The 21213-nt window shown below is 72.1% G+C and carries 23 protein-coding genes; 7 read left to right on the top strand and 16 right to left on the bottom strand.

Annotation, left to right across the window (positions count from 1 at the left end):
- Positions 1-57 precede the first annotated feature (57 nt).
- Together AB0K35_RS21190 and AB0K35_RS21195 are read left to right on the top strand one after the other, a co-directional pair.
- On the top strand, positions 58-303 hold the full coding sequence (locus AB0K35_RS21190; protein ID WP_238670991.1) for a hypothetical protein: 246 nt from the start codon (positions 58-60) through the stop codon (positions 301-303).
- A 156-nt stretch (positions 304-459) separates the two neighbouring features.
- The gene (locus tag AB0K35_RS21195; RefSeq protein WP_274526208.1) at positions 460-594 is read left to right on the top strand and encodes a hypothetical protein; all 135 of its coding nucleotides are present in this window, start codon (positions 460-462) and stop codon (positions 592-594) included.
- A 72-nt stretch (positions 595-666) separates the two neighbouring features.
- On the opposite strand, the gene gatA is transcribed toward AB0K35_RS21195, so the two are convergent.
- The 5 genes from gatA to AB0K35_RS21220 all read right to left on the bottom strand — a co-directional run bounded on the left by gatA (position 667) and on the right by AB0K35_RS21220 (position 8189).
- Entirely contained in the window at positions 667-2142 is a 1476-nt protein-coding gene (gene gatA, locus AB0K35_RS21200; RefSeq protein ID WP_363887025.1) for an Asp-tRNA(Asn)/Glu-tRNA(Gln) amidotransferase subunit GatA, read from the bottom strand.
- Between the two features lie 156 nt (positions 2143-2298).
- The gene (gatC, locus tag AB0K35_RS21205) at positions 2299-2604 is read right to left on the bottom strand and encodes an Asp-tRNA(Asn)/Glu-tRNA(Gln) amidotransferase subunit GatC (RefSeq protein WP_238670989.1); all 306 of its coding nucleotides are present in this window, start codon (positions 2602-2604) and stop codon (positions 2299-2301) included.
- A gap of 145 nt (positions 2605-2749) precedes the next feature.
- Positions 2750-5407 carry a bifunctional diguanylate cyclase/phosphodiesterase gene (locus AB0K35_RS21210; RefSeq protein ID WP_363887028.1) on the bottom strand — a complete coding sequence of 886 codons (2658 nt, stop codon included), beginning with the start codon at positions 5405-5407 and terminating at the stop codon, positions 2750-2752.
- A 157-nt stretch (positions 5408-5564) separates the two neighbouring features.
- Positions 5565-7700 (bottom strand): NAD-dependent DNA ligase LigA, encoded by a 2136-nt coding sequence (gene ligA, locus AB0K35_RS21215; protein WP_238670987.1) that lies wholly within the window; start codon positions 7698-7700, stop codon positions 5565-5567.
- A 108-nt stretch (positions 7701-7808) separates the two neighbouring features.
- The gene (locus AB0K35_RS21220; RefSeq protein ID WP_363887031.1) at positions 7809-8189 is read right to left on the bottom strand and encodes a hypothetical protein; all 381 of its coding nucleotides are present in this window, start codon (positions 8187-8189) and stop codon (positions 7809-7811) included.
- A gap of 49 nt (positions 8190-8238) precedes the next feature.
- On the opposite strand from AB0K35_RS21220, the gene AB0K35_RS21225 reads away from it, so the two are divergent.
- Entirely contained in the window at positions 8239-8775 is a 537-nt protein-coding gene (locus AB0K35_RS21225; RefSeq protein ID WP_363887033.1) for a type II toxin-antitoxin system PemK/MazF family toxin, read from the top strand.
- A 292-nt stretch (positions 8776-9067) separates the two neighbouring features.
- Here the strand turns inward: AB0K35_RS21225 and AB0K35_RS21230 are convergent, their stop codons facing one another.
- The 7 genes from AB0K35_RS21230 to AB0K35_RS21260 form a co-directional block, all read right to left on the bottom strand.
- Positions 9068-10069, bottom strand: coding sequence for an ADP-ribosylglycohydrolase family protein (locus tag AB0K35_RS21230; protein WP_363887036.1), 1002 nt, complete (start codon positions 10067-10069; stop codon positions 9068-9070).
- 39 nt (positions 10070-10108) lie between these two features.
- Positions 10109-10474, bottom strand: a complete 366-nt coding sequence (locus tag AB0K35_RS21235) for a VOC family protein (protein ID WP_238670983.1) — start codon at positions 10472-10474, stop codon at positions 10109-10111.
- A gap of 36 nt (positions 10475-10510) precedes the next feature.
- Positions 10511-11515 (bottom strand): methionine synthase, encoded by a 1005-nt coding sequence (locus AB0K35_RS21240; protein ID WP_238670982.1) that lies wholly within the window; start codon positions 11513-11515, stop codon positions 10511-10513.
- 37 nt (positions 11516-11552) lie between these two features.
- Complete coding sequence (gene mnmA / locus AB0K35_RS21245) at positions 11553-12626, bottom strand: tRNA 2-thiouridine(34) synthase MnmA (RefSeq protein WP_357199547.1); 1074 nt, start codon at positions 12624-12626, stop codon at positions 11553-11555.
- Between the two features lie 239 nt (positions 12627-12865).
- Positions 12866-14041: a cysteine desulfurase family protein gene (locus AB0K35_RS21250; protein WP_238670980.1), complete on the bottom strand. Its 1176-nt coding sequence runs from the start codon at positions 14039-14041 to the stop codon at positions 12866-12868.
- A gap of 104 nt (positions 14042-14145) precedes the next feature.
- The gene (locus tag AB0K35_RS21255) at positions 14146-14799 is read right to left on the bottom strand and encodes a class F sortase (RefSeq protein WP_238670979.1); all 654 of its coding nucleotides are present in this window, start codon (positions 14797-14799) and stop codon (positions 14146-14148) included.
- The gene (locus AB0K35_RS21260) at positions 14796-15626 is read right to left on the bottom strand and encodes a DUF4397 domain-containing protein (protein ID WP_238670978.1); all 831 of its coding nucleotides are present in this window, start codon (positions 15624-15626) and stop codon (positions 14796-14798) included. The genes AB0K35_RS21255 and AB0K35_RS21260 overlap by 4 nt, the downstream gene beginning before the upstream one ends.
- 230 nt (positions 15627-15856) lie before the next feature.
- Between AB0K35_RS21260 and AB0K35_RS21265 the strand changes: the two genes are divergently transcribed.
- Both AB0K35_RS21265 and AB0K35_RS21270 read left to right on the top strand, forming a co-directional pair.
- On the top strand, positions 15857-16459 hold the full coding sequence (locus AB0K35_RS21265) for an RNA polymerase sigma factor (protein ID WP_238670977.1): 603 nt from the start codon (positions 15857-15859) through the stop codon (positions 16457-16459).
- Positions 16413-17222 (top strand): anti-sigma factor, encoded by an 810-nt coding sequence (locus AB0K35_RS21270; protein WP_363887041.1) that lies wholly within the window; start codon positions 16413-16415, stop codon positions 17220-17222. Before AB0K35_RS21265 ends, AB0K35_RS21270 begins: the two co-directional genes overlap by 47 nt.
- Positions 17223-17316: 94 nt before the next feature.
- Here the strand turns inward: AB0K35_RS21270 and AB0K35_RS21275 are convergent, their stop codons facing one another.
- From AB0K35_RS21275 to AB0K35_RS21290, 4 genes are all read right to left on the bottom strand, one after another.
- Positions 17317-18276, bottom strand: a complete 960-nt coding sequence (locus tag AB0K35_RS21275; RefSeq protein WP_238670975.1) for an electron transfer flavoprotein subunit alpha/FixB family protein — start codon at positions 18274-18276, stop codon at positions 17317-17319.
- 14 nt (positions 18277-18290) lie between these two features.
- Positions 18291-19070, bottom strand: coding sequence for an electron transfer flavoprotein subunit beta/FixA family protein (locus AB0K35_RS21280; protein ID WP_112582103.1), 780 nt, complete (start codon positions 19068-19070; stop codon positions 18291-18293).
- A 187-nt stretch (positions 19071-19257) separates the two neighbouring features.
- On the bottom strand, positions 19258-19671 hold the full coding sequence (locus AB0K35_RS21285) for a hypothetical protein (RefSeq protein ID WP_238670974.1): 414 nt from the start codon (positions 19669-19671) through the stop codon (positions 19258-19260).
- The gene (locus tag AB0K35_RS21290; RefSeq protein ID WP_238670973.1) at positions 19668-20465 is read right to left on the bottom strand and encodes a GNAT family N-acetyltransferase; all 798 of its coding nucleotides are present in this window, start codon (positions 20463-20465) and stop codon (positions 19668-19670) included. Before AB0K35_RS21290 ends, AB0K35_RS21285 begins: the two co-directional genes overlap by 4 nt.
- 42 nt (positions 20466-20507) lie before the next feature.
- On the opposite strand from AB0K35_RS21290, the gene AB0K35_RS21295 reads away from it, so the two are divergent.
- Both AB0K35_RS21295 and AB0K35_RS21300 read left to right on the top strand, forming a co-directional pair.
- On the top strand, positions 20508-20900 hold the full coding sequence (locus AB0K35_RS21295) for a DUF202 domain-containing protein (protein WP_238671081.1): 393 nt from the start codon (positions 20508-20510) through the stop codon (positions 20898-20900).
- On the top strand, positions 20897-21202 hold the full coding sequence (locus tag AB0K35_RS21300) for a DUF202 domain-containing protein (RefSeq protein WP_238670972.1): 306 nt from the start codon (positions 20897-20899) through the stop codon (positions 21200-21202). Before AB0K35_RS21295 ends, AB0K35_RS21300 begins: the two co-directional genes overlap by 4 nt.
- The last annotated feature ends 11 nt before the right edge of the window (positions 21203-21213 follow it).

Here is a 21213-nt window from a genome sequence, read left to right on the forward strand (position 1 = left end):
TCGGCCGGGTTTCGTCCGGCGTGCGTGGCGTTACCGACAGCGGGGTACGGAGCGACAATGACGAATACGGGGAGAGAGCGAGGAATGCAGGCCCGGCCGGTGCTCGTCGGGGTGGTCGCGGTGTGGGCGGTGGCCGTCGTGGTGACACTGATCAGCTGGTTCGCCTCCGGGGAGGACCGCCAGCCGGACACCACAGCCGAGTTGGTGATCGGGATGCTGCTGCCCGGGGTGGTGGCGGTGGTGATCGCGTACGCAGTGGTGCACCTGCTGGGACGGTGGCGTCGGGATCGGGAGCGGCAGTGACAACCGAAGAGAGTGTCGCCGCCGACGAGCAGGTTTCGCAGGGGCGGCACCACCGCAACACGTACGTCGTCGCCGCGTTGGTCGTGGTCCTCTTCGCCGCGCTGGGCACCGCCGCCGTTGTTCGCGGCGGGCGCCGGCACCCAGGTGCTGGTCCTGGTGAGCGCCGACAGCTCGTTCACCCGGGTGCTGGCCGTGTTGCTGCTCCTGCTCTGGGCCGGGTCCATCTGGTATCGCTGGCGTGGCCTGCGGGAGGCCCGCCGCTACCTCGCCGGGCCGCCGAGCCAGCCCTGATCGACACCCCACCTGCCCGGACGCGCGATCGGCGCCGAGGGACATGTCCCTCGGCGCCGATGCGGTTCCGGTCTAGAGCGTCGGCGGGGTGAGCGTGCCGACGGCGGACTCCAACGCGGCGGCGACCCGGTACATCCGGTCGTCGGCCATCGTCGGGGCCATCACCTGCAGACCGACCGGCAGCCCCTCGGAGAGCCCACAGGGCACCGAGATGCCCGGCCCGCCGTACAGGTTTGTCGGAATCGTGTACAGGTCGGCCAGGTACATCTGGTACGGGTCGGCGGTCCGCGCGCCGATCGGGAACGCCACCGACGGGGTGGTCGGCGAGATCAGCGCGTCGACCCGCTCGAACGCGGCGGTGAAGTCCCGGGTGATGAGCGTCCGGACCTTCTGCGCCTGCCCGTAGTACGCGTCGTAGTAACCCGACGACAGCGCGTACGTGCCGATCATGATGCGGCGCTTGACCTCCGGGCCGAAGCCGGCCTCCCGGGTCAGCGACATGACCTCCTCCAGCGACCGGTTGCCGTCGTCGCCGACCCGCAGGCCGAACCGGACGCCGTCGAACCGGGCCAGGTTGGAGGAGCACTCACTCGGGGCGATCAGGTAGTACGCCGGCAGCGCGTACCCGAACGTCGGGCAGGACACCTCGACGACCTCGGCACCCATCTTGGTCAGCGCGTCCACCGACTCACGGAACGCGGCCATCACGCCCGGCTCGGCGCCCTCGCCGACGAACTCGCTCACGATGCCGAGCCGCACACCCGTCAGGTCGCCGGTAGCGCCGAGCTTCGCCGCCGCCACCACGTCCGGCACCGGCTGCGGGATGGAAGTGGAGTCGCGCGGGTCGTGCCCGCCGATCACCTGGTGCAGCAGGGCCGCGTCGAGCACCGTCCGGGCACACGGGCCGGGGGTGTCGAGCGACGAGGAGAACGCCACCAGCCCGTAACGGGAGGTGCCGCCGTAGGTGGGCTTGGCGCCCACGGTGCCGGTGACCGCACCGGGCTGGCGGATCGAGCCGCCGGTGTCCGAGCCGATCGCCAGCGGCGCCTCGTACGCGGCCAGCGCGGCGGCGCTGCCACCACCCGAACCACCCGGGATCCGGCTCAGGTCCCACGGGTTGTGCGTCGGGCCGTACGCCGAGTATTCGGTGGAGGAGCCCATCGCGAACTCGTCCATGTTGGTCTTGCCGAGCATCACAGTGCCGGCGTCCCGCAGCCGCTGCACGATCGTCGCGTCGTACGGCGGGCGCCAGCCCTCCAGGATCTTCGACCCCACAGTGGTCGGCACGCCACGGGTGGCGAGCACGTCCTTGACCGCGACCGGCACACCCGCGAGCGGGCCCAACTCCTCGCCGGCGGCCCGGCGCTCGTCCACCGCGCGGGCCGCGGCGAGCGCGCCCTCGGTGTCGACGTGCAGGAAGGCGTGCACCCGGTCGTCGACAGCGGCGATCCGGTCCAGGTGCGCCTGGGTCACCTCGACAGCGGAGGTCTCGCCCTCGGCGACCAGGGCCGCGATCTCCGTCGCGGTCATTCTGATCAAGTCGCTCATGCCGTCACTCCGCTTCGCTCCGCGACGCCATGAGGCACCACGGCGCTGCACTGCTGATTCGCTCGCTGCCGCTCGCTCATGCCGTCACTCCGCTTCGCTCCGCGACGCCATGAGGCACCACGGCGCTGCACTGCTGATTCGCTCGCTGCCGCCCGCTCATGAGGCCACATCCTCGGTCAGGATCCGCGGTACGCGGAACCGCTGGTCCTCGGCGTCGGGCGCGCCCGACAGCGCTTCCTCCGGGGTCAGGCACGGCGTGACGACGTCCTCGCGGAAGATGTTGGTCAGCGGCACCGAGTGCGAGGTCGGCGGGATGTCCGCGGCGGCGACCTCGCCGACCTGGGCGACCGCCTTGAGGATCACGTCGAGCTGACCGGCGAACGTGTCCAGCTCCTCCTCGGTGACGGCGAGCCGCGACAGGCGCGCCAGGTGCGCGACCTCCTCGCGGGAGATGGCGGCCATCAGTGCCCCCTTCTGAATTCCTGCTGGTCGGGCGGTGTGCCGGCCGCGCGACAGGTGGAGCGTGACACGCGGTGACCGGAGCGAGTCTATTGTTCCGCTCCGGTGCCGCGTCCCCGACTCCCCCTCCGGCGGCCCTCGTGCGGGGTCAGCGGGTGGGGCGGCGAGCGACATCCGGCTGTGGGAGCCCGCCGGTCGGGCGCACCGGCCGGTACCGGGCCAGCCAGGTGACCAACTCCTCGGCCGGCATCGGCCGGGCGTAGAACCAACCCTGAGCGGCATCGCAGCCGGCGGCGTGCAGCATCCGCCAGGTCCGCTCGTCCTCGACACCCTCGGCGACCACCCGCAGCCCCAGCGCGCCGGCCAGCTCGATCATGGATCGGACGATCGCCGCGTCGTCGGCGTCGTCGGCCATGCCGAGAACGAACGACCGGTCCACCTTCACCTCGGACAGCGGCAGGCGGCGCAGGTGCTGGAGCGAGGAGTAGCCGGTGCCGAAGTCGTCGAGCGCGATGGCCACCCCGATCCGGTGCAGCCGGGAGATGGTGGCCAGCACCCGACGCGGGTCGGCCATCAACGCGCCCTCGGTGATCTCGACCTGAAGGCGCTCGGCCGGCACCCCGTAGCGGGCCAGCCGATCGGCGATCTGGTCGGCGATCTCGCCGGTGTGCAGGTCGCGCACGCTCACGTTCAGCGCGGCGCGCAGGCCGATGCCGGCCGCCGACCACTTGGCGAGCTGTTCCACCACGTCGTCGACGACACGACGGGTGAGCAGTCGCATCACGGCGCTCTGCTCGGCGACCCGGATGAGTTCCTCCGGGTCGACCATGCCCCGCCGGGGGTGCCGCCACCGCAGCAGCGCCTCGACGCCGACCACCTCGCCGGTCGCGATGGCGATCTGCGGCTGGTAGTACATGGTGATTTCCCCGGCGTCGTCGGCCGGCTCATCGTCCGCGTGCGCCCACCCGGTCGGTTCCAGTGCCGGCCCGACGTCCCGCCGTCCCCCGGTCCGGCCCCTGCCCACAGCGCTCCCGTTCGGGGACCGCCGACCGACCCCGCCGCCGGCGCGCCGCTCCCGGGCCGAGCCGGAACGGGTGCCGGCGACAGTGGCACGGGCGTTGCGGCCCCGGATGGGGTCGGCTCCGGTGGCGATCCGGTTGATCAGCTCATCGGAGTGCACCAGCTCCGCGTCGGTGCGCCGACGCCGTGGCCACCACCTTGTCGCTCCCGGTGGCGCCGGGGCGAGCGTCGGCGCCGGGTCCGTCGCTGGCGCGGACCGGTCCGACGCCGCGGTGGGCAGCGCACCCTCGGCCGGGGCGCCGGTGGGCAGCGCCGCCCCGTCACCGCCGCGCACCTCGGCCGACGCGACAAGGGGTACGTCGGCAGTCCGCTCGGCTTCGCCCGGCACGCCGTGCCGGCCGTTCCCGTCCGGCTCCACACCCTGGCCCTGGCCCTGAACTGCCGACTCGGCGTCGCCGTCGAACGGCCCCTCGGCCGAAGGGCTGGTCTCCAGTACGCGGCGCAGGTCGGCGAGGAGGCCGAGTCGCTCGGCGGAATTGTGGTCGGACTCCGGGGCGTACACGGCCACCGTGTCGTTGCGGTGTTTGGCGTCGTACATCGCCACGTCGGCGTGGCGCATCAGGGTGGCGAAGTCCTCGCCGTGCTCCGGGAAGAGGGCGATCCCGATCGACCCGCCCACGTCCAGCGGCAACCCGTCGAGCGGCACCGGCTCGGCCAGCGCCTGAACCACCCGGTCGGCCAACTCCCGCGCCTGACCGACGTCGGTCAGCCCGGTCATCACGATGGCGAACTCGTCACCGCCCAGCCGGGCGATCATCTGTGGCCGGGGCTGCATGTCGGTGAGCCGGGCACTGACCTCGACCAGCAGCCGGTCGCCCACGGCGTGCCCAAGGGCGTCGTTGACGTTCTTGAAACGGTCCAGGTCGATCAGCAGGAGCGCGAGCTGCCCGTCGGGTTCACCACGGGCGGTCCGCTCCGCATGCAGGTGCACCTGCTCGGCCACCTCGGCCAGCAGGGCCTTGCGGTTGGGCAGCCCGGTCAGCGGGTCGGCGGCGGCAAGGTGCTGCTGTTCGTTTGTCAACCGCGCCATCCGGTAGACGGCGAAGAGCGGCACCAGCACCAGCGGGATCAGCGCGGCGCTGACCCGCGCCGCCGCGACCAGCACCGGGGCGAGCAGCAGCAGCGAGCCGGTGGACAGCAACTCGAAGCCGAGGCCCTGACGGACCGTGGGCCACCAGCGGTCCCCGAACCGCAGCCGCACCGCCCAGCTGACCAACCCGTAGTTGACGACGAACCAGGCCAGCACGGCACCGCCGACGGCGGCCACGTCGGTCCAGTGCAACCGCCCGCCGGAGAAGATGGTGCCGGAGCTGAGCTGGATCACCCCGTACGCGGCGGCGAGGGCACACGCGTACTGGCCGACGTTGAACGCCGTGCGCCACGCAGCGTGCCGCATCCGCCAACCCGAGACGACGACGCCCACCGCCTGCACCACCACCGCCGGGCCGAGACCCCAGCCCAGCAGGATCGCGAAGGTGAAACAGGTGGACGGAAACACCGCCGACGTCTGCCGGCGCCCCGGTGGCACGAACGGGCGCGCGTCGCAGATCACGGCGAGCGCGGCCATCGTCCAGAACGCCACCGGCAACTCGGACAACTCGCCGGGGAGCGTCGCGAGTGGAACGGCGGCGGTCAGCGCGGCGACCGCCAGGATGCCGGCGACGAAGGCGGCGAACGGTGCGACCCGTCCCGCAGGAAGCGAGTTGCGTGGGTCGGCGACCTCCACCACACCTCCCGACCGACCATCGGCGTGCCGGTGCGCGCGCCGTGACCCAATGAAACGCCCTCGGCCCCCAGTTTCCCGGTATGACAGTCACGAATCGGTCGTAGTCGTAATTAAGTTGGTATACGCGGCCAGTCGCCGTTCCCGGCCGCCGGCCGGGTCAACCCCCCAGCTGAGCGACCTCCCGGGCGGCGTCCGGGCCCGCGTCCAGCAGGAGCCGGAACCCGTCCTCGTCGAGCACCGGCACCTTGAGACTGACTGCCTTGTCGGCCTTCGACCCGGGGTTGTCCCCCACCACCACGAAGCTCGTCTTCTTGGAAACCGACCCGCTGACCTTGCCGCCCCGGCTCTGCACGGCCTCGGCGGCCTGGTCCCGGGAGAAACCGGCGAGGGTGCCGGTCACCACGACCGTCAACCCCTCCAGCGGGCGCGGGCCCTCGTCGACCGCCTCCTCCGCCATCCGTACGCCGGCCTCAGCCCACTTGCGGACCACCTCGCGGTGCCAGTCCACAGCGAACCACTCCCGGATGCTGGCGGCGATGGTCGGCCCGACCCCGTCGACGGAGGACAGCTCCTCCTCGGTGGCCGCGTCGATGGCGTCCATCGAGCGGAAGTGCCGGGCGAGCGCCTGGGCCGCGGTCGGGCCGACGTGCCGGATGGAGAGCGCCACCAGCACCCGCCACAGGTCCCGTTCCCGGGCGACCGCGAGATTGTCCAGCAACTTGGTGGCGTTGCTGCCCAGGCTGCCGTCCTTGTTGACGAAGAACGGCGACCGGGACAGCTGCTCGGCGTCGAGGTGGAAGAGGTCGCCCTCGTCGCTGATGATCTCCGCGTCGAGCAGGGCTGCCGCGCCCTTGTAGCCGAGCACCTCGATGTCGAAGCCACCCCGGCCGGCGAGGTGGAACACCCGCTCCCGCAACTGCGCCGGGCAACTGCGGGTGTTGGGGCAACGGATGTCCACGTCGCCCTCCTTCGATGGCGCGAGCGGGGTGCCGCAGGCCGGGCAACTGGTCGGCATGACGAACGGCCGGGCATCGGCGGGCCGCAGATCGACCACCGGGCCGAGCACCTCGGGGATAACGTCGCCGGCCTTGCGCAGCACCACCGTGTCGCCGATCAGCACCCCCTTGCGCTCCACCTCACGGGCGTTGTGCAGGGTGGCGAGCGCGACAGTGGAACCGGCCACGCGCACCGGCTCCAGCACGGCGAACGGGGTGACCCGGCCGGTGCGCCCCACGTTGACGTCGATGTCGAGCAGCTTTGTGGTGACCTCCTCCGGCGGGTACTTGAAGGCGATCGCCCAGCGAGGGGCACGACTGGTCGACCCGAGCCGGCCCTGGATGGAGACCGGATCGACCTTCACCACCACGCCGTCGATCTCGTGCTCGACGTCGTGCCGGTGCTCGGCGTAGTAGGCGATGAACTCCGCCACGCCGGCCAGGTCCGGGACGACCCGCCACCGGTCGCTGGTCGGCAACCCCCACGACTTGAGTGCCGCGTACGACTCGGACTGCGCCGTGGGCTGGAACCCACGGCGGGCGCCGATGCCATGCACCACCAGGCGCAACGGCCGGGTGGCGGTGACCCGTGGATCCTTCTGTCGCAGGCTGCCGGCGGCGGCGTTACGGGGGTTGGCGAAGGGCGCCTTGCCCTGCTCCACCAGCCCCGCGTTGAGATCGGCGAACGCGGCGATCGGAAAGTAGATCTCGCCCCGGACCTCCACCAGCTCGGGAACGTCCGGGAATTCGCCGGACGGTACGAGCTGGCTGGGCACGTCCCGAATGCTGCGCACGTTTGCCGTGACGTCCTCACCGGTACGCCCGTCGCCTCGGGTGGCGGCCCGGACCAGCCGGCCGTTCTCGTAGGTCAGATTGATCGCCAGCCCGTCGACCTTCAGCTCACACAGGTACGGCACCGGGCCGCCCGCGTCCCGTTCGACCCGCTCGGCCCAGGCCGCCAACTCCTCGTCGGCGAAGGCGTTGTCGAGCGAGAGCATCCGTTCGGCATGGGTGACCGCTGTGAAGTCGGTGGAGAACGTGCCACCCACCCGTTGGGTCGGCGAGTCGGGCGTCCGCAGCGCCGGAAACTCCTCCTCCAGTGCCTCCAGCTCGCGCAACTGCCTGTCGAAATCGGCGTCGGGGATCGTCGGCGCGTCCAGCACGTAGTAGCGGTACTGGTGCTCGGTCAACTCCTGGCTGAGCGCGGCATGCCGTTCCCGGGCCTGCGGCGTCGGCTCAGCCCCGGCCGCCGCCTCCTGCGCCGGGCTGACCTGCTGACCGATCTGTTCCTCGGACACACCGCCACCTTCGGACACGCCTGCGACCTCCCTGATCACGCTACTCCGGCACCGTATCGGGCCGGTGGGACAATCCGTCGCCCACCCGCGCCCGACGCGACCTCGCACTCAGCAGCGTCCGGTGATCGCGTGATGCTCAGCAGGCGTCGACGGGCCGATCCAGCTACCGACCATCAAGTGATCGAGGGCGACGGCCGCCGTGCCACCAGGTGGCCTGGCGGCCTGGCGGCGTCGGGGTGGCCTGGCGGCGTCGAGGTGGCCTGGCGGCGTCGAGGTGGCCTGGCGGCGTCGAGGTGGCCTGGCGGCGTCGAGGTGGTCGTGCATCGCAGCGGTGGGGCGGTGGTCATGCAGCGCGTCGGCGTCGAGGTGGTCATGCAGCGCGGCGGTGGGGCGGTGGTCATGCAGCGCGGCGGTGGGGCGGTGGTCATGCAGCGCGGCGGTGGGGCGGTCGCGGTGTGGTTGGCGGGCGGCACGGGCGACGGCGTGCAAGGATCGCCGGACGGTGCGACCTTGGGGTCGCCGGGACGCGGAGGTACGGATGCGCGAGGCACTGCTCTGGGCGGTGGCGATCCTGCTGGCCGTGGCCGCCGGCTGGGCGTGGAACAGTTGGCGGCACCGGGTGGCCAACCGGCGTCCGGGCACCCGGCCGGGTGCCGGCGGCACCGGTGGCCGTCGTTCCACCCCGCCGCGGCCCCGTGGCGCCGAACGGCCGTCCACCAAACCCCGCTCGCGCGACACCGACCGGCGCGCCGACGCCCCGTCGCCCGGCGAGATCTGGTGGGCCGACGTGCCGTACGCCGACGGCAGCGGGTCGAAGGTACGCCCGTGCCTGGTGCTGCGCGCCGACTCCCGGGGCGCCGACGTCCTGAAGATCACCAGCCAGGACAAGAGCGACAGGGACGACCACGTACGGATTCCCACCCGGGACTGGGATCCGGGCGCGGAGCACGACAGTTACCTCAGCCTCACCGAGCCGATCCGACTCAACTCGGCCGCCTTTGGCGACCACGCCGGCCGCTGCGACGCCGACCTGTGGCGCAAGGTCCGCAGCCTGCGCCACCTCCCCACCCCCTGACCACCCCGCGAGCACCCACGACCGTCGTCGTTGCCGCTCGCCGGCCATGATCGACTCGCCTTCCTGAAAGTCGGGGTGTTCTGAAGTCCCGGACACCCCGACTTTCAGCACCCCGAGTCGATCAAGCCGGACCAGGCCAAGCCGGACCCAAGGCCAGGCCAGGCCAAGCCAAGCCAGACCAAGCCAAGCCAGACCAAGCCAGGCCGAGCCAGGCCAGGCCGAGCCGGACCAAGGCCAGGCCGAGCCAGGCCAAGCCGAGCCAAGCCGAGCCAGGCCAGGCCCGCAGGGAGGGTCAGTCCCAGGCCGCGCCGAGCGTGGCCAGTTGGTCCGCGTACTCGATGCGACTGGCCCATTCGCGCGGCCAGGCGGCCATGCCGACGGCCGCGCCGACGAACGCGCCGGCCAGGGCGGCGATCGAGTCGGAGTCGCCGGCGGTGGTCGCGCCCCGGGCCAGCGCCGCTACCGGGTCGTCTGCGTGCCGTACGGCGCAGAGCAGCGCGGTGGCCAGCGCCTCCTCGGCCACCCAGCCCTCCCCGGTGGCCTGACACGGGTCACCACCGTCGTCCGGCCGCGTCAGGGTGTTCGTCAGTCGGCCCAGCACCGCCAGGCACTCGTCCCAGCCCTGGGCGATGAACTCCTGCGGAGAACCGGAACCGGCGTGTTGCCACAGGTCGCCCAGCCACCGCTCCCGGTAGACCAGGCGCTGGGACAGTGCCCGCTCGGTGAGCACCGCCGGCAGGTCGGTCAGCGGCGTTCCCGCGCGCAAAACGAAGACCGCGTACGCGGTGAGTTCGCTGGCGGCCAGCCCGGTCGGATGGCCGTGGGTCAGCCCGGCCTGCAACTGAGCCAACCCGGCGAGCGTGTCGAGGTCCACGTCGAGCAACCCGACCGGGGTGACCCGCATGTTGGCCCCGCAGCCCTTTGAGCCGACCACAGTCGCCTCCTGCCACGGCACCCCACGGCTCAGCTCGGCGCAGGCGCGCAGGCAGGTCATGCCGGGGGCACGGTTGTTGTCCGGGCTGACCGCCCAGGCCAGGAAGCGTCGCCGAAGCAGTGGCTCCACCGCCTCCGGCGTGAACGACGGCGCCTCGTGCAGCGCCCAACCCACAGCCAGGGCCATCTGCGTGTCGTCGGTGACCAGGGCGGGCTCGCCGGACAGTTCGCGTGGACCGGTCGGACCGTACCGGCGCTCGATCTCGGCGACGGTGAGGAACTCGGTCGGCTTGCCCAGCGCGTCACCGTAGGCGAGGCCGAAGAGCGAACCGGAGGCGCGAAGCGCAGAGGTGTGGATCACGGCGGCAATGATGCCCGGCCGCCGCAACCCACGACGAGGTCAATCCCAGCAGAGGCAGAACGGGTGGCCGGCCGGGTCGGCGTAGACCCGGAAGCCCTCGCCCTCACCTGCCAGCCGCCGAGCACCCAGCGCCAGCGCCGCCTTCTCGGCGGCCTCGATGTCGTCCACAGTCACGTCGAGGTGGAACTGCTGTGGGCGCTCGGGATCCGGCCAGGCCGGTGGGCGCAGGTTGGGCGCCTGTTGGAAGGCGAGGCGCGGCTGGTGACCGGGTGGGCCGCCCAGCACCACCCAGTCGTCATCGGAGTCACCCTCGGCGAGCGGTACGCCGAGCAGCTCGGCGTAGAACGCCGCCAACGCCCGCGGATCCGGGCAGTCGATCACCACTGAACGCAGTTGTCCAATCATGACCGTCATCCTGCCCACCAGGTACGACAGGAAACCTCACGCCTCGGCGAGGCGCCGGCCGGCGTCCCGGCACGCGGCGAGCACCGCCCGCGCGTACTCAGGGGTGGCGCCGGCGAGGCCGCAGGCCGGGGTGACCACCACCTGCTCGGCGAGTTGGCGACGCGGGAAGCCGAGGCGGTCCCAGACCTGGCGTACCCGGTCGGCGATCTGCGCGGAGGTCGGCGCGCCACCGGCCGACGGCGGCCGGGTCGGCGCGGCCCCGGCCAGCAACCCGAGGCCGGCGTCGATCGCCTCGCCCAGCGGGTCGAGCTTGGTGACCAGGTCCAGGTCGAGGGCGACAGCGACGGCGCCGGTGGAGCGGATCAGCTCCAGCGGCACGTCCGGGGCGCAGCAGTGCACCAGCGTCGGCACGCCGACCGCCTCGACGACAGTGCGCAGCAGGGCGGCGGCGTCCACCGACTCGACCGCCCGGTACGCGCCCAGCCCGCTCTCGGTCGGCACCCGCCCGGCCAGCACGGTCGGCAGTGACGGCTCGTCCAGTTGCAGCAGCACCGATGCCTGGGGCAGCCGGCGGGCGACCGCCGCGACGTGCGCGCGCAGCCCTTCGGCGAGGGAGCCGGTCAGGTCGCGGACCGCGCCGGGATCGCGCAACAGTCGGCCACCGATCGGCAACTCCAGGGAGGCGGCCAGCGTGAGCGGGCCGGCGGCCTGCACCTTGATCGGCCCGGCGTACCCCTCGGCCTGCTCGGCGAGCTGGTCCAGGTCGCGTTCCATCAGGTCGCGGGCGCGGCGCAGGTCGCGGCCTGGGCGTGGGGCGACCCGCCACCGCCCCGCGTACACCTCGACAGGCAGCTCGACGAGCAGCCCGGCGGACCGGCCGATCATGTCCGCTCCGGGGCCACGGGCCGGCAACTCGGGCAGGTGGGGCAGCTCGGGAAGCTCACCGAGGACCACCCGCTGAGCCTCGCCGATGTCGGTGCCGGGCAGCGAACCAATTCCGGTTGCCGCGCCGGCCGGCCAGGGCCACGCCTGATCTGTCACGGGCGAAGGCTATCCCGCGGACACCCAGGCCGTGCGGTCAGCCGGTGATGGTCGCGGAGCCGAGGACGACGTCGCCTGCCGGGTCCGGCCGGTACGCCACCACGGCCTGACCGGCGGCCACGCCGCGGACCGGTCGGCGCAGCTCGGCGTGCAGCCGGTCACCGTCGAGGGCGACGGTCGCGGGGACCACCTCGCCGTGCGCGCGCAACTGCACCTCGCACTCGACCGGGGCGTCCGGACGGGCGCCGCCGGTCCAGACCGGACGTACCGCGTGCACGTCGGACACGTCCAGGGCCTCGGCCGGGCCCACAGTCACAGTGTTGGTCTTCGGCGTGATGGAGAGCACGTAGCGTGGCCGGCCGTCCGGGGCGGGCCGGTCCAGGTGCAACCCGCGACGCTGCCCCACCGTGTACGCGTACGCGCCGCTGTGACTGCCGACGACCGCGCCGGTGGACGCGTCCACCACGTCGCCGGGCGCCTCACCGAGCCGGCCGGCCAGGAAGCCGCGGGTGTCCCCGTCGGCGATGAAGCAGATGTCGTGTGAGTCCGGCTTGTCGGCCACGGCCAGGCCACGCTCGGCGGCCTCGGCGCGGACCTGCGCCTTCGTCAAGTCACCGAGCGGGAAGATCGACCGGTCGAGCTGCTCGCGGGTGAGCACGGCGAGCACGTACGACTGGTCCTTGGCCAGGTCGACACTGCGCCGCAGCAGTCCGTCCGCGCCGAGGCGGGCGTGGTGCCCGGTCACCACCGCGTCGAAGCCCAGGGCCACCGCCCGGTCCAGCACCGCCGCGAACTTGATCTTCTCGTTGCAGCGCAGGCAGGGATTCGGCGTACGACCGGCGGCGTACTCGGCGACGAAGTCGTCGACCACGTCCTCGTGGAAGCGATCGGCCATGTCCCACACGTAGAACGGGATGCCGATCACGTCGGCCGCCCGCCGGGCGTCCCGGGAATCCTCCAGGGTGCAGCAGCCGCGCGCGCCGGTCCGATAGGTCTGTGGGTTGCGGGCCAGCGCCAGGTGCACACCGGTCACGTCGTGCCCGGCCGCCACCGCCCGCGCCGCCGCCACTGCCGAGTCAACCCCACCCGACATCGCCGCCAGAACCCTCACCGACCCACTCCCCTTCCCCGTTCCGCCCGTTCCCCCACGACAACCCTATCCACCAGCCCCGCAACCCCCCGAACAGCCGCGCCCACCCGCCCGCCCCGCCCCGCCCGCCGGCGCGATCTTGCAGTTTCTGCGGCGACATATGCCGCAGAAGGCGCGAACGGACAACCGAAAGTGCAAGATCGCGGGGGCGGGGGCGGGGGCGCGGGGTGCGGGGTGCGGGGCGGGGGTGGGGGTGGGGGTTAGCGGGGGGTGCGGAGGGCTGCGGCTCGGCGGGCTCGGTCGACCGCTGCCGGGAGGGCCGCGACGAGGGCGTCGATGTCGGCCTGGGTGCTGGTGTGGCCCAGGGTGAAGCGCAGCGAGGAGCGGGCGCGGTCGTCGTCGGCGCCCATCGCCAGCAGCACGTGCGAGGGTTGGGCCACGCCGGCCGAGCAGGCGGAGCCGGTCGAGCAGGCGATGCCCTGCGCGTCGAGCAGGAGCAGCAGCGCGTCGCCCTCGCAGCCGGGGAAGGAGAAGTGCGCGTTGCCGGGCAGCCGATCGGTCGGGTCACCGTTGTAGATCACCTCGGGCACCGCCTGGCGGACCCGCTCGATCAGGTCGTCGCGGAGCGCTGCCACCCGGGCCGCGTACTCCTGCTGACCCTTCACTGCCGTCTCCACCGCGACGGCGAAGGCGACGATGCCGGCGGTGTCCAGGGTGCCGGAGCGGATGTCGCGTTCCTGGCCGCCGCCGTGCAGCAGCGGCGTGGCCGGCACGTCCCGGGCGAGCAGCAGCGCGCCCACCCCGGTCGGGCCGCCCAGCTTGTGCCCGGTGACGGTCAGCGCGGCGACCCCGCTGGCGCCGAAGTCGACTGGCACCTGACCAACCGCCTGGATGGCGTCGGTGTGGAAGGGCACACCGTGTTCGGCGGCGACGGCGGCCAGTTCGGCCACCGGCTGGACGGTGCCCACCTCGTTGTTCGCCCACATCGCGGTGACCACGGCCACCTGGTCGGCGTGCGCTGCCAACTCGGCGCGCAGGGTCTGCGGGTCGAGCCGACCGACGGCATCGACCGGCAGCCAGCCGACCTCGGCGCCCTCCTGCTGGGCCAGCCAGTCGACAGCGTCCAGCACCGCGTGGTGCTCGACGGCGCTGGAGACCACCCGGCGGCGGTCGGGCCGGGCTGCTCGGCGGGCCCAGAAGACGCCCTTGACCGCGAGGTTGTCGCTCTCCGTGCCACCACCGGTGAAGATCACCTCAGAGGGCCTGGCGCCCAGCACCGCCGCCACCTGTTCGCGTGACTCTTCGACCCGGCGGCGGGCACGGCGGCCCGACGCATGCAGGGAGGACGCGTTGCCGACCTCGCGGGCGGTAGCGACGTACGCCTCCAGTGCCTCATCGAGCATGGGAGTCGTCGCCGCGTGATCCAGGTAAGCCATCGCCGTTCAGCGTACGGCCGACACCTTGGGGACCGGATGCCGGAGGGGACTGCACGCAACGGCCGGGGTGGAACTCCACCCCGGCCCGATGCGCGCGGACCTGGTCAGACGGGCACCGCGGTGACGACGATGTTGTCGCGGTACTTGCGCGCCTTGGCGTCGAACGGCCCACCACAGGTGATCAGGGTCAGCCGCGGCTTGCCGTCACGGGCGAAGTACCGGTCCAGCGGGATCCTGGTCTTGGCGTACTCCTCCCGGGCGACGACCCGGTAGCGCCTCGCCTCGCCGTCGCTGCCTGTCGCTGTCAACGTGTCGCCCTGGTCCAGCTCACGCAGCCGGAAGAACGCCCCCTTGCCCTGCTTGGCGCTGTCCACGTGGCCGGCGATGACCACCGAGCCGGCCTCCGCCTCCAGGCCGGGGCCGTAGCGGTACCAACCGATCTGATCGACGCTCGGCGGCACCTCGAACTCGTTGGTCCGCTCGTTGATGCCGACAGCGTTGACGGTGGCGGTGACGCCGATCTCCGGGATCAGCAGCCGTACCGGCGGGATGATCTTCGGACCGGCGGGCAGTTCACCCGCGGTGACCGGCACCGACGGGGCACTGGCGGCGGTCGGTGCGGGGCTGGCCAGCGTGCTCGCCTCCTCGGCTCCCACCGTCCCGGCCGGCTGGTTGGCGCACGCCACCAGAGCGGCGGCGGTGAGCGCGGCAACGCCGGCGGCCAGGGCCGCCAGCGCGCCGCGATTGCGCACCGTCACTTGCGGCCGGTCCGCGCGGTCGCCATCCGCACCCCACCGCCAAGCAGCAGGAGTACGCCGGCACCGGTGAGCACGTACCACCAGGTGTCCACGCCCGTGCCGGCCTGGCCGCCGTCACCGCTGGGCACGCCGCCCGGGGCGGAGTGCAGGCCGGTGATGGTCTGGGCCACCACGTCAAGGGTCTTGCCCTCGGCCGAGCCGATCGCGTAGACGATCGTGGCGGTGCCCTCCTTGAGGTTGAGGTCCGCCGGGCCGATGGCGACGGTGTCGGTGCCGGCCAGCACCACGTCCGCCTTCACCTCGCCCGCGTCGACGTCACCCTTGGCCTCGTTCGGGTTGGTGAGGCCCTCGAAGACCGGGGTGCCACCGGCGCGCACGTCGACCGCCGGGGCAGCGGCGGTGTGCCGGACGATCAGCCGCGCCTTGCCGGCGTCGACCTTCGACACGTCGTTCACGAACGGGGTGATCTTCGGCTTGCCGGCCGCGTCGAGGTGGGCCGCGATGCTGATGTTCGCACCGCCCGGCACCGCGGCGTTGTCGACGGTGAGGATCGCGCTGCCGATCGGCTCGCCCGGCTTGGTGAGCGCGATGTCGTAGTCGCCCTCCTCCAGGTTCAGCGGGCCGGCGACGTCGCCGGGCTTGAAGTTGTCGAGCGTCTTCTTGCCGTTGACGTAGACGTCGACCGGGGTGTCCGGAATGCCGTGCACGACGGAGACCTTCGACGTGGCGGCGTACGCGGGGCTGGCGGTGAGGGCACCGACGCCGGCGAAGGCCAGCGCGGCGACCGCGCCGCCCGCGGCGACCCGACGGAAGTACGAGAGCTGCATGTCTGCCTCCTGGTATTTGGTGCTGATTCGTCAGGCCTGGCTTGCAGAACGGGTTACGCCGGCTCTCGGACGGGCGGATGCGCCCCGGAGGCACTTTTCTTTTTTGGCCACGACCGCATCCGCAGCGGGGTCCGGGGACGAATAGCTGGTGAGATGACATCGACCGGGGAAGTGGGGCGGAGACTGTGGCAGCTACAGTCGGGCATGCCCCATCGAAGGCGAGCCGCCCGATGACGGCGCTACGACAGGAACCGGATCCTCCGGTGGACGACCTCGACCGCAGGTTCCGCGACGGTGACGACGTGGCGCTCCGCGAGGCGTACGACCGCTACGGTCGTGCCGTGCTTCACCTGGCCACGTCCATGCTGGCGAACCGCAGCGACGCCGAGGACGTCACCCAGGCGACGTTCGTCGCCGCCTGGCTGGGTCGCGACACGTTCGACCCGTCCAAGGGGTCGCTGATCGGTTGGTTGCTCGGCATCGGCCGGCGGAAGGTGATCGACCGGATGCGCGCCTCGGCCCGGGAGACCCGGGTGGTGGAGACGGTCCGACAACTGCCCGAGCCGGCGCAGACCCAGCCGGATCCGGACCGCGTGGTGGACCGGTTGGTGATCGCCGACGAGTTGGCTCGCCTCCCGGACGACCAGCGACGGATGCTGGAGCTGGCCTTCTACGACGACCTGACACACCAGCAGATAGCCACTGTGACCGGTGTGCCGTTGGGCACCGTGAAGAGTCACATCCGACGCGGCATGGCGAGCTTGAAGCGCAGATGGGAGGTGGACGGTGCAGCACCTGGACCACGACCGGCTGGTATTTCTGGCACTCGGTGAGAGCGAGGCGGACAACGGGGAGAGCACCCACCTCGGCACCTGCGCGCTCTGCCGGGCGGAGGTCGCGAGCCTTCAGCAGGTGGCGGGGCTCGGCACCGAGACGCAGGGCCTGGCCGACCTGCCCGACCCGCCGGAGCACGTCTGGCAGGGCATCGAAGCCCAGGTCAGGGCCGCGGAGGCCGGGCCGTTGCTGACCGAGACCCGTCGACACCGGGTGCCCGAGCAGGCCGACACCACGACGACCGAGCAGACGTTCGGCGCGGCGGCCGGGTCGACGGTGACCCGACTGGACCCGGCGCGGCGGTCCCGTCGGGGTCGCGGCTGGTCCGGTTGGGTGGCCACCGCGGTGACAGCGGCCGCTGCCGCGGCGGTCGGCGTGGTGGGCACCGTCTCGGTGCTCCGACCGGACGATCCGACGCCCACTCCGACGCCGGTGGTGGTGGCGAGCGCGCCGCTGGCCGCGTACGGGGCGACCCCGCCGACGGCCACTGGTGACGCCCGGGTTTTCCGGGACGGCCAACTACATCTGCATGTGGCGAATCTCCCGAGCGTCGCGGGGTACTACGAAGTCTGGCTCATCAACCCGACGACGATGGAGATGTTCTCGGTCGGCACCCTGGGTGGCGGCTCGGACGCGCTGCTACCCCTGCCCCCGAATGTCGACCTCAAGAGCTATTCGGTGGTCGACGTCTCCGCGGAGCAGTACGACAACAACACCCGCCACTCCGGCGACAGTCTGCTGAGGGGCTCCCTGACGGGCTGATCGGCGGGCCGGCTCAGCTCCCCGGCTCGCCGATCAGCTCCCGCTACGGCAGTGGCCGCCCATTCGAACGGGCGGCCACTGTCGTATCGCTGGCTTACTTGCGCTTGCGGATCTCCTCGGCGGCCTGCGGGACGATCTTGAACAGGTCGCCCACCACCCCGAAATCGGCCAGCTCGAAGATCGGCGCCTCGCCGTCCTTGTTGACAGCGACGATGGTCTTCGAGGTCTGCATGCCGGCCCGGTGCTGGATGGCACCGGAGATGCCGAGGGCGACGTAGAGCTGCGGGGAGACCGTCTTACCGGTCTGGCCCACCTGGAACTGGTGCGGGTAGAAGCCGGAGTCGACGGCCGCGCGGGACGCGCCGACGGCGCCGCCGAGCAGGTCGGCCAGCTCCTCGACCAGCTTGAAGTTGTCGGCGTTGCCGACGCCCCGACCGCCGGAGACGACCACGCCGGCCTCGGTCAGCTCGGGGCGGGAGCCCTTCTGCTCGGCGACCCGCTCGACGACAGTGGCCAGCTTGTCGGTGTCGGTGACCGACACGCTGAGCTGCTCGATCGCCGGGGTGGCCGCTGCCGGGGCGGGGGTGACCGAGTTGGGCCGGACGGTGACCAACGGCAGGCCCCTGGTGACCTTGGACTTGACGATGGTGGAGCCGGCGAAGGCAACCTGGGTCGCGGTGCCGTCGGCGTCCAGGCCGACAACGTCGGTCAGGATGCCGTTGTCGAGCTTGACGGCGAGCCGGGCGGCGATCTCCTTGCCCTCCTGGGCCGACGCCAGCAGCACGGCGGCCGGCTGCACCCGCTTGACCAACTCGGCAAGCACTGTCGCCTTCGGGGCCACCAGGTAGCCGTCGATCTCGTCACCCTCGGCGGCGTAGATCTTCTCCGCGCCGTACTCGCCCAGCTTGCCGCTCAGCGCCTCGGCGGCGCCAGCGCCGCCGAGCACCACAGCGCTCGGGGTGCCCAGCTCACGCGCGAGGGTGAGCATTTCCAGGGTGACCTTCTTGACGCCGAATTCCTTTGTGGCTTCGACGACGACGAGAACCTCGGACATGTCTGACCCCCCTCTCACACGAACTTCTCGGTGGCGAGGAACTCGACAAGCTTGACGCCGCCCTCGCCCTCATCAGTGATCTTGGCACCGCCGGAGCGCGGGGGACGCTTGGTGTGCTCGACGACGGCGCTGGTGGCGCCGTCGAAGCCCACCTCGTCGGCCGCGACCCCGAGGTCGGCCAGCGAGAGCGTCTGCACCGGCTTCTTCTTGGCGGCCATGATGCCCTTGAAGGAGGGGTAGCGCGGCTCGTTGATGGTGTCCCAGACGGAGACCACGGCGGGGGTGGCGGCGGTGACCACCTCGTAGCCCTCCTCGGTCTGCCGCTCGACGGTCAGCGTCGCGCCGTCGACGGTGAGCTTGCGGGCACCGGTGAGCGCCGCGACGCCCAGCCGCTCGGCGATCATGTGCGGCATGACCTGGACCCGGCCGTCGGTGGACTCGGCGCCGCAGATGACCAGGTCGGCATTGAGCTGACCGAGAGCGGCGGCGAGCACCTTCGAGGTGGCGACGGCGCACGAGCCGTGCAGGGCGTCGTCGAGGACGTGCACTGCCTTGTCCGGGCCCATGGAGAGCGCCTTGCGGATCGACTCGGTCGCCCGGTCCGGACCCATGGTCAGGATGGTGACCTCGCCGCCGTGCGCCTCCTTGATCTTCAGCGCCTCCTCGATGGCGTACTCGTCCATCTCGTTGATCACGTTGTTCGCCGAACCGCGGTCGACGGTGTTGTCGTCATTGCGCAGGTTGCGGTCCGCGCCCGAATCAGGCACCTGCTTGACGAGTACGACGATGTTCATCGCGCTTCGACGACCCTCCTGTGTGGTGTTGCGATTCGCTCGCCCGGTCTGGGGCGCAGCGTCGCGCGTCGGTCGACGCCAGGTCAACCGCGGGCGGTTGTGCAGTTGCCCACGGCGCAATGTTACCTGCCAGTAGGTTGCGCTCCGGCAGCACTCAGAGTGACACAGCTCACCGACGCGCCGCCGGTCAGGCCGGCTCGGCCAACGCGACCCGGATCTGGTCGATGGCCGCCGCCTCGGTGGGTGCCACTCCGTCGTGCGCGCGGGCCACCTGGTCCGCAGCGGCCAACACCAGTTCGCGGTACGCGTCCACATCCCGTGGGGACTTCTCGCGCAGGATCCGCACCGCCTGCCCCAGCGCCGGCAGCACCACCGACTCGATCTCCAGCTGCGAGTCCCGGGGAAGTCGCGGCAGCGGGCCGGTGGTCAGCGCCTCCTTGACGGTGCCACTGGCACCGGCCAACGCGCCGGACGCGGCGATGCTCTCCCGGATCACCCCCAGCACACCGGGGTCGGCGTTGGAGACCAGGAAGACGGCGCCGAAGGCACCGGTCTTGAGGGTCAACCGCTCCTCGTCCGTCAACCGCTGCTCCATGATCACGGAGTGTAGACGTACGGGGTGGTGGTGGTGACCGGGACGAGGCCGAGTCGCTGCAGGATGGGCCGGCTGTCCTCGGAACAGTCGACCTGCATGAGCGTGCGACCCCGCTGTTCGGCCAGCCGCGCCCGGTGGTTGACCAGCGCCCGGTAGATGCCCTTGCGCCGCCACTGCGGCAGCGTCGAGCCACCCCACAGCGTGGCGAAGCCGGTGTTCGCCGGGAACCGCACCCAGCCGGCGCTCACCACGGTCCCGTCCGCCTCGGCCACCACCACTGTGATCGAGTTCGGGTCGGCGTCGATCTCCTTGGCCAACCCGGTGACGAGATGTGAACGGTCCGCCTGCCAGACCTCCTCCTCCATGGCGGCGATCCGCTCCAGATCCTCCCGGGAGGTCACCTCACGTAGGCGTACCCCCTCGGGGGTGACCGGCAGCGCGGCGGCCAGCGGCGCTACCGGGCCGACCACGACGGTCTCCCGGTCCTCCGGCACGAAGCCGGCGGCGCGCAGCCGATCCGCCAGGTCCGCCGGTTCGTCGTGCTCGTTGAGCTTCCACTCGACCGACAGGCCGCGCTCGCGGAACAGCCGCACCTGCCGGGCGATCAGCTCGTCCAGCGCGTCACCGGTCAAACCGCCCAGGTCGCGGTAGGTGAGGAACCCGCCGGCGTCGAGCCCGATGATGCGGACCAGCGGCCCGTCCCGCTCCACAGTGACCCCGGCCGGAACCGGGTCGGGAATCTCCGGGCGGAGTTGGTTGTCGTAGGCGGTCCGCAGCGTCTGCACGTCGAGATCAGTCACCGGACCAGGCTAAGCGGGATGGGAAGCGGATATTCTCCCACTGTGTGGGAGGCGATCAAGCGGTGGTTCGACCCGGCGGAGCTGGGCTCGGTCGGTGAGACACCTGACTACCGTTTCTCGCTGGCCAACGAACGGACCTTCCTCGCCTGGCTGCGCACCGGTCTGGCGCTGGTCGGAGGCGGGTTGGCCGCCGCGCAGTTCCTGCCGCCCCTGCCGATGAGTCACCTGCGTGAGGTGATCGCAGTGGCGCTGCTGCTGCTCGGCGCGGCGGTCGCGGTCCGTGCGGTGGACCACTGGGCGCGTACCGAGCGGGCCATCCGGCTCGGCCAGGAGCTGCCGGCGTCCCGGTTCCCCGCCATCCTGGCGCTCGCCGTCGGCGTCGGCGCGTTGCTGCTGGTCGCCGCCGTCCTGATGCGGGCGGTCGGCGGGCGGTGAGCGCCGGACGCGACCCGGGGCTGCAACCGGAGCGGACCCGGCTGGCCTGGCGGCGCACCCTGCTCACGGTGACAGTGGTGACAGTGCTCGCCGTCCGGCTGGCGTCGACCGGCGACCCGACCGGTGCGCTGATCGCCGGTGGCACCGTTCTGGTGTGGGGCGCCCTGCTGGTGCTCTGCTGGCCTCGGGGCACCGGCACCGGTCCGGCCCGCACCGGCGGCCGGACACTTCCCCTGGTCACCGTGGGCACTGTGGTGCTGGCGTCACTGGGAGTGCTGCTGGTGCTGCGCGGACTGTGGTGACGCGCGCCGGT

It is taken from the genome of Micromonospora sp. NPDC053740 (assembly GCF_040677775.1).
In the GTDB taxonomy this organism is placed as follows: domain Bacteria; phylum Actinomycetota; class Actinomycetes; order Mycobacteriales; family Micromonosporaceae; genus Micromonospora; species Micromonospora alfalfae.

Coding starts and splice junctions, on each gene's coding strand:
- AB0K35_RS21190 (WP_238670991.1), top strand. CDS start 58: ATGACGAATACGGGGAGAGAGCGAGGAATGCAGGCCCGGCCGGTGCTC.
- gatA (WP_363887025.1), bottom strand. CDS start 2,142: ATGAGCGACTTGATCAGAATGACCGCGACGGAGATCGCGGCCCTGGTC.
- AB0K35_RS21260 (WP_238670978.1), bottom strand. CDS start 15,626: ATGCAGCTCTCGTACTTCCGTCGGGTCGCCGCGGGCGGCGCGGTCGCC.
- AB0K35_RS21235 (WP_238670983.1), bottom strand. CDS start 10,474: ATGATTGGACAACTGCGTTCAGTGGTGATCGACTGCCCGGATCCGCGG.
- AB0K35_RS21250 (WP_238670980.1), bottom strand. CDS start 14,041: ATGGCTTACCTGGATCACGCGGCGACGACTCCCATGCTCGATGAGGCA.
- AB0K35_RS21280 (WP_112582103.1), bottom strand. CDS start 19,070: ATGAACATCGTCGTACTCGTCAAGCAGGTGCCTGATTCGGGCGCGGAC.
- AB0K35_RS21275 (WP_238670975.1), bottom strand. CDS start 18,276: ATGTCCGAGGTTCTCGTCGTCGTCGAAGCCACAAAGGAATTCGGCGTC.
- AB0K35_RS21265 (WP_238670977.1), top strand. CDS start 15,857: ATGACGGCGCTACGACAGGAACCGGATCCTCCGGTGGACGACCTCGAC.
- AB0K35_RS21225 (WP_363887033.1), top strand. CDS start 8,239: ATGCGCGAGGCACTGCTCTGGGCGGTGGCGATCCTGCTGGCCGTGGCC.
- gatC (WP_238670989.1), bottom strand. CDS start 2,604: ATGGCCGCCATCTCCCGCGAGGAGGTCGCGCACCTGGCGCGCCTGTCG.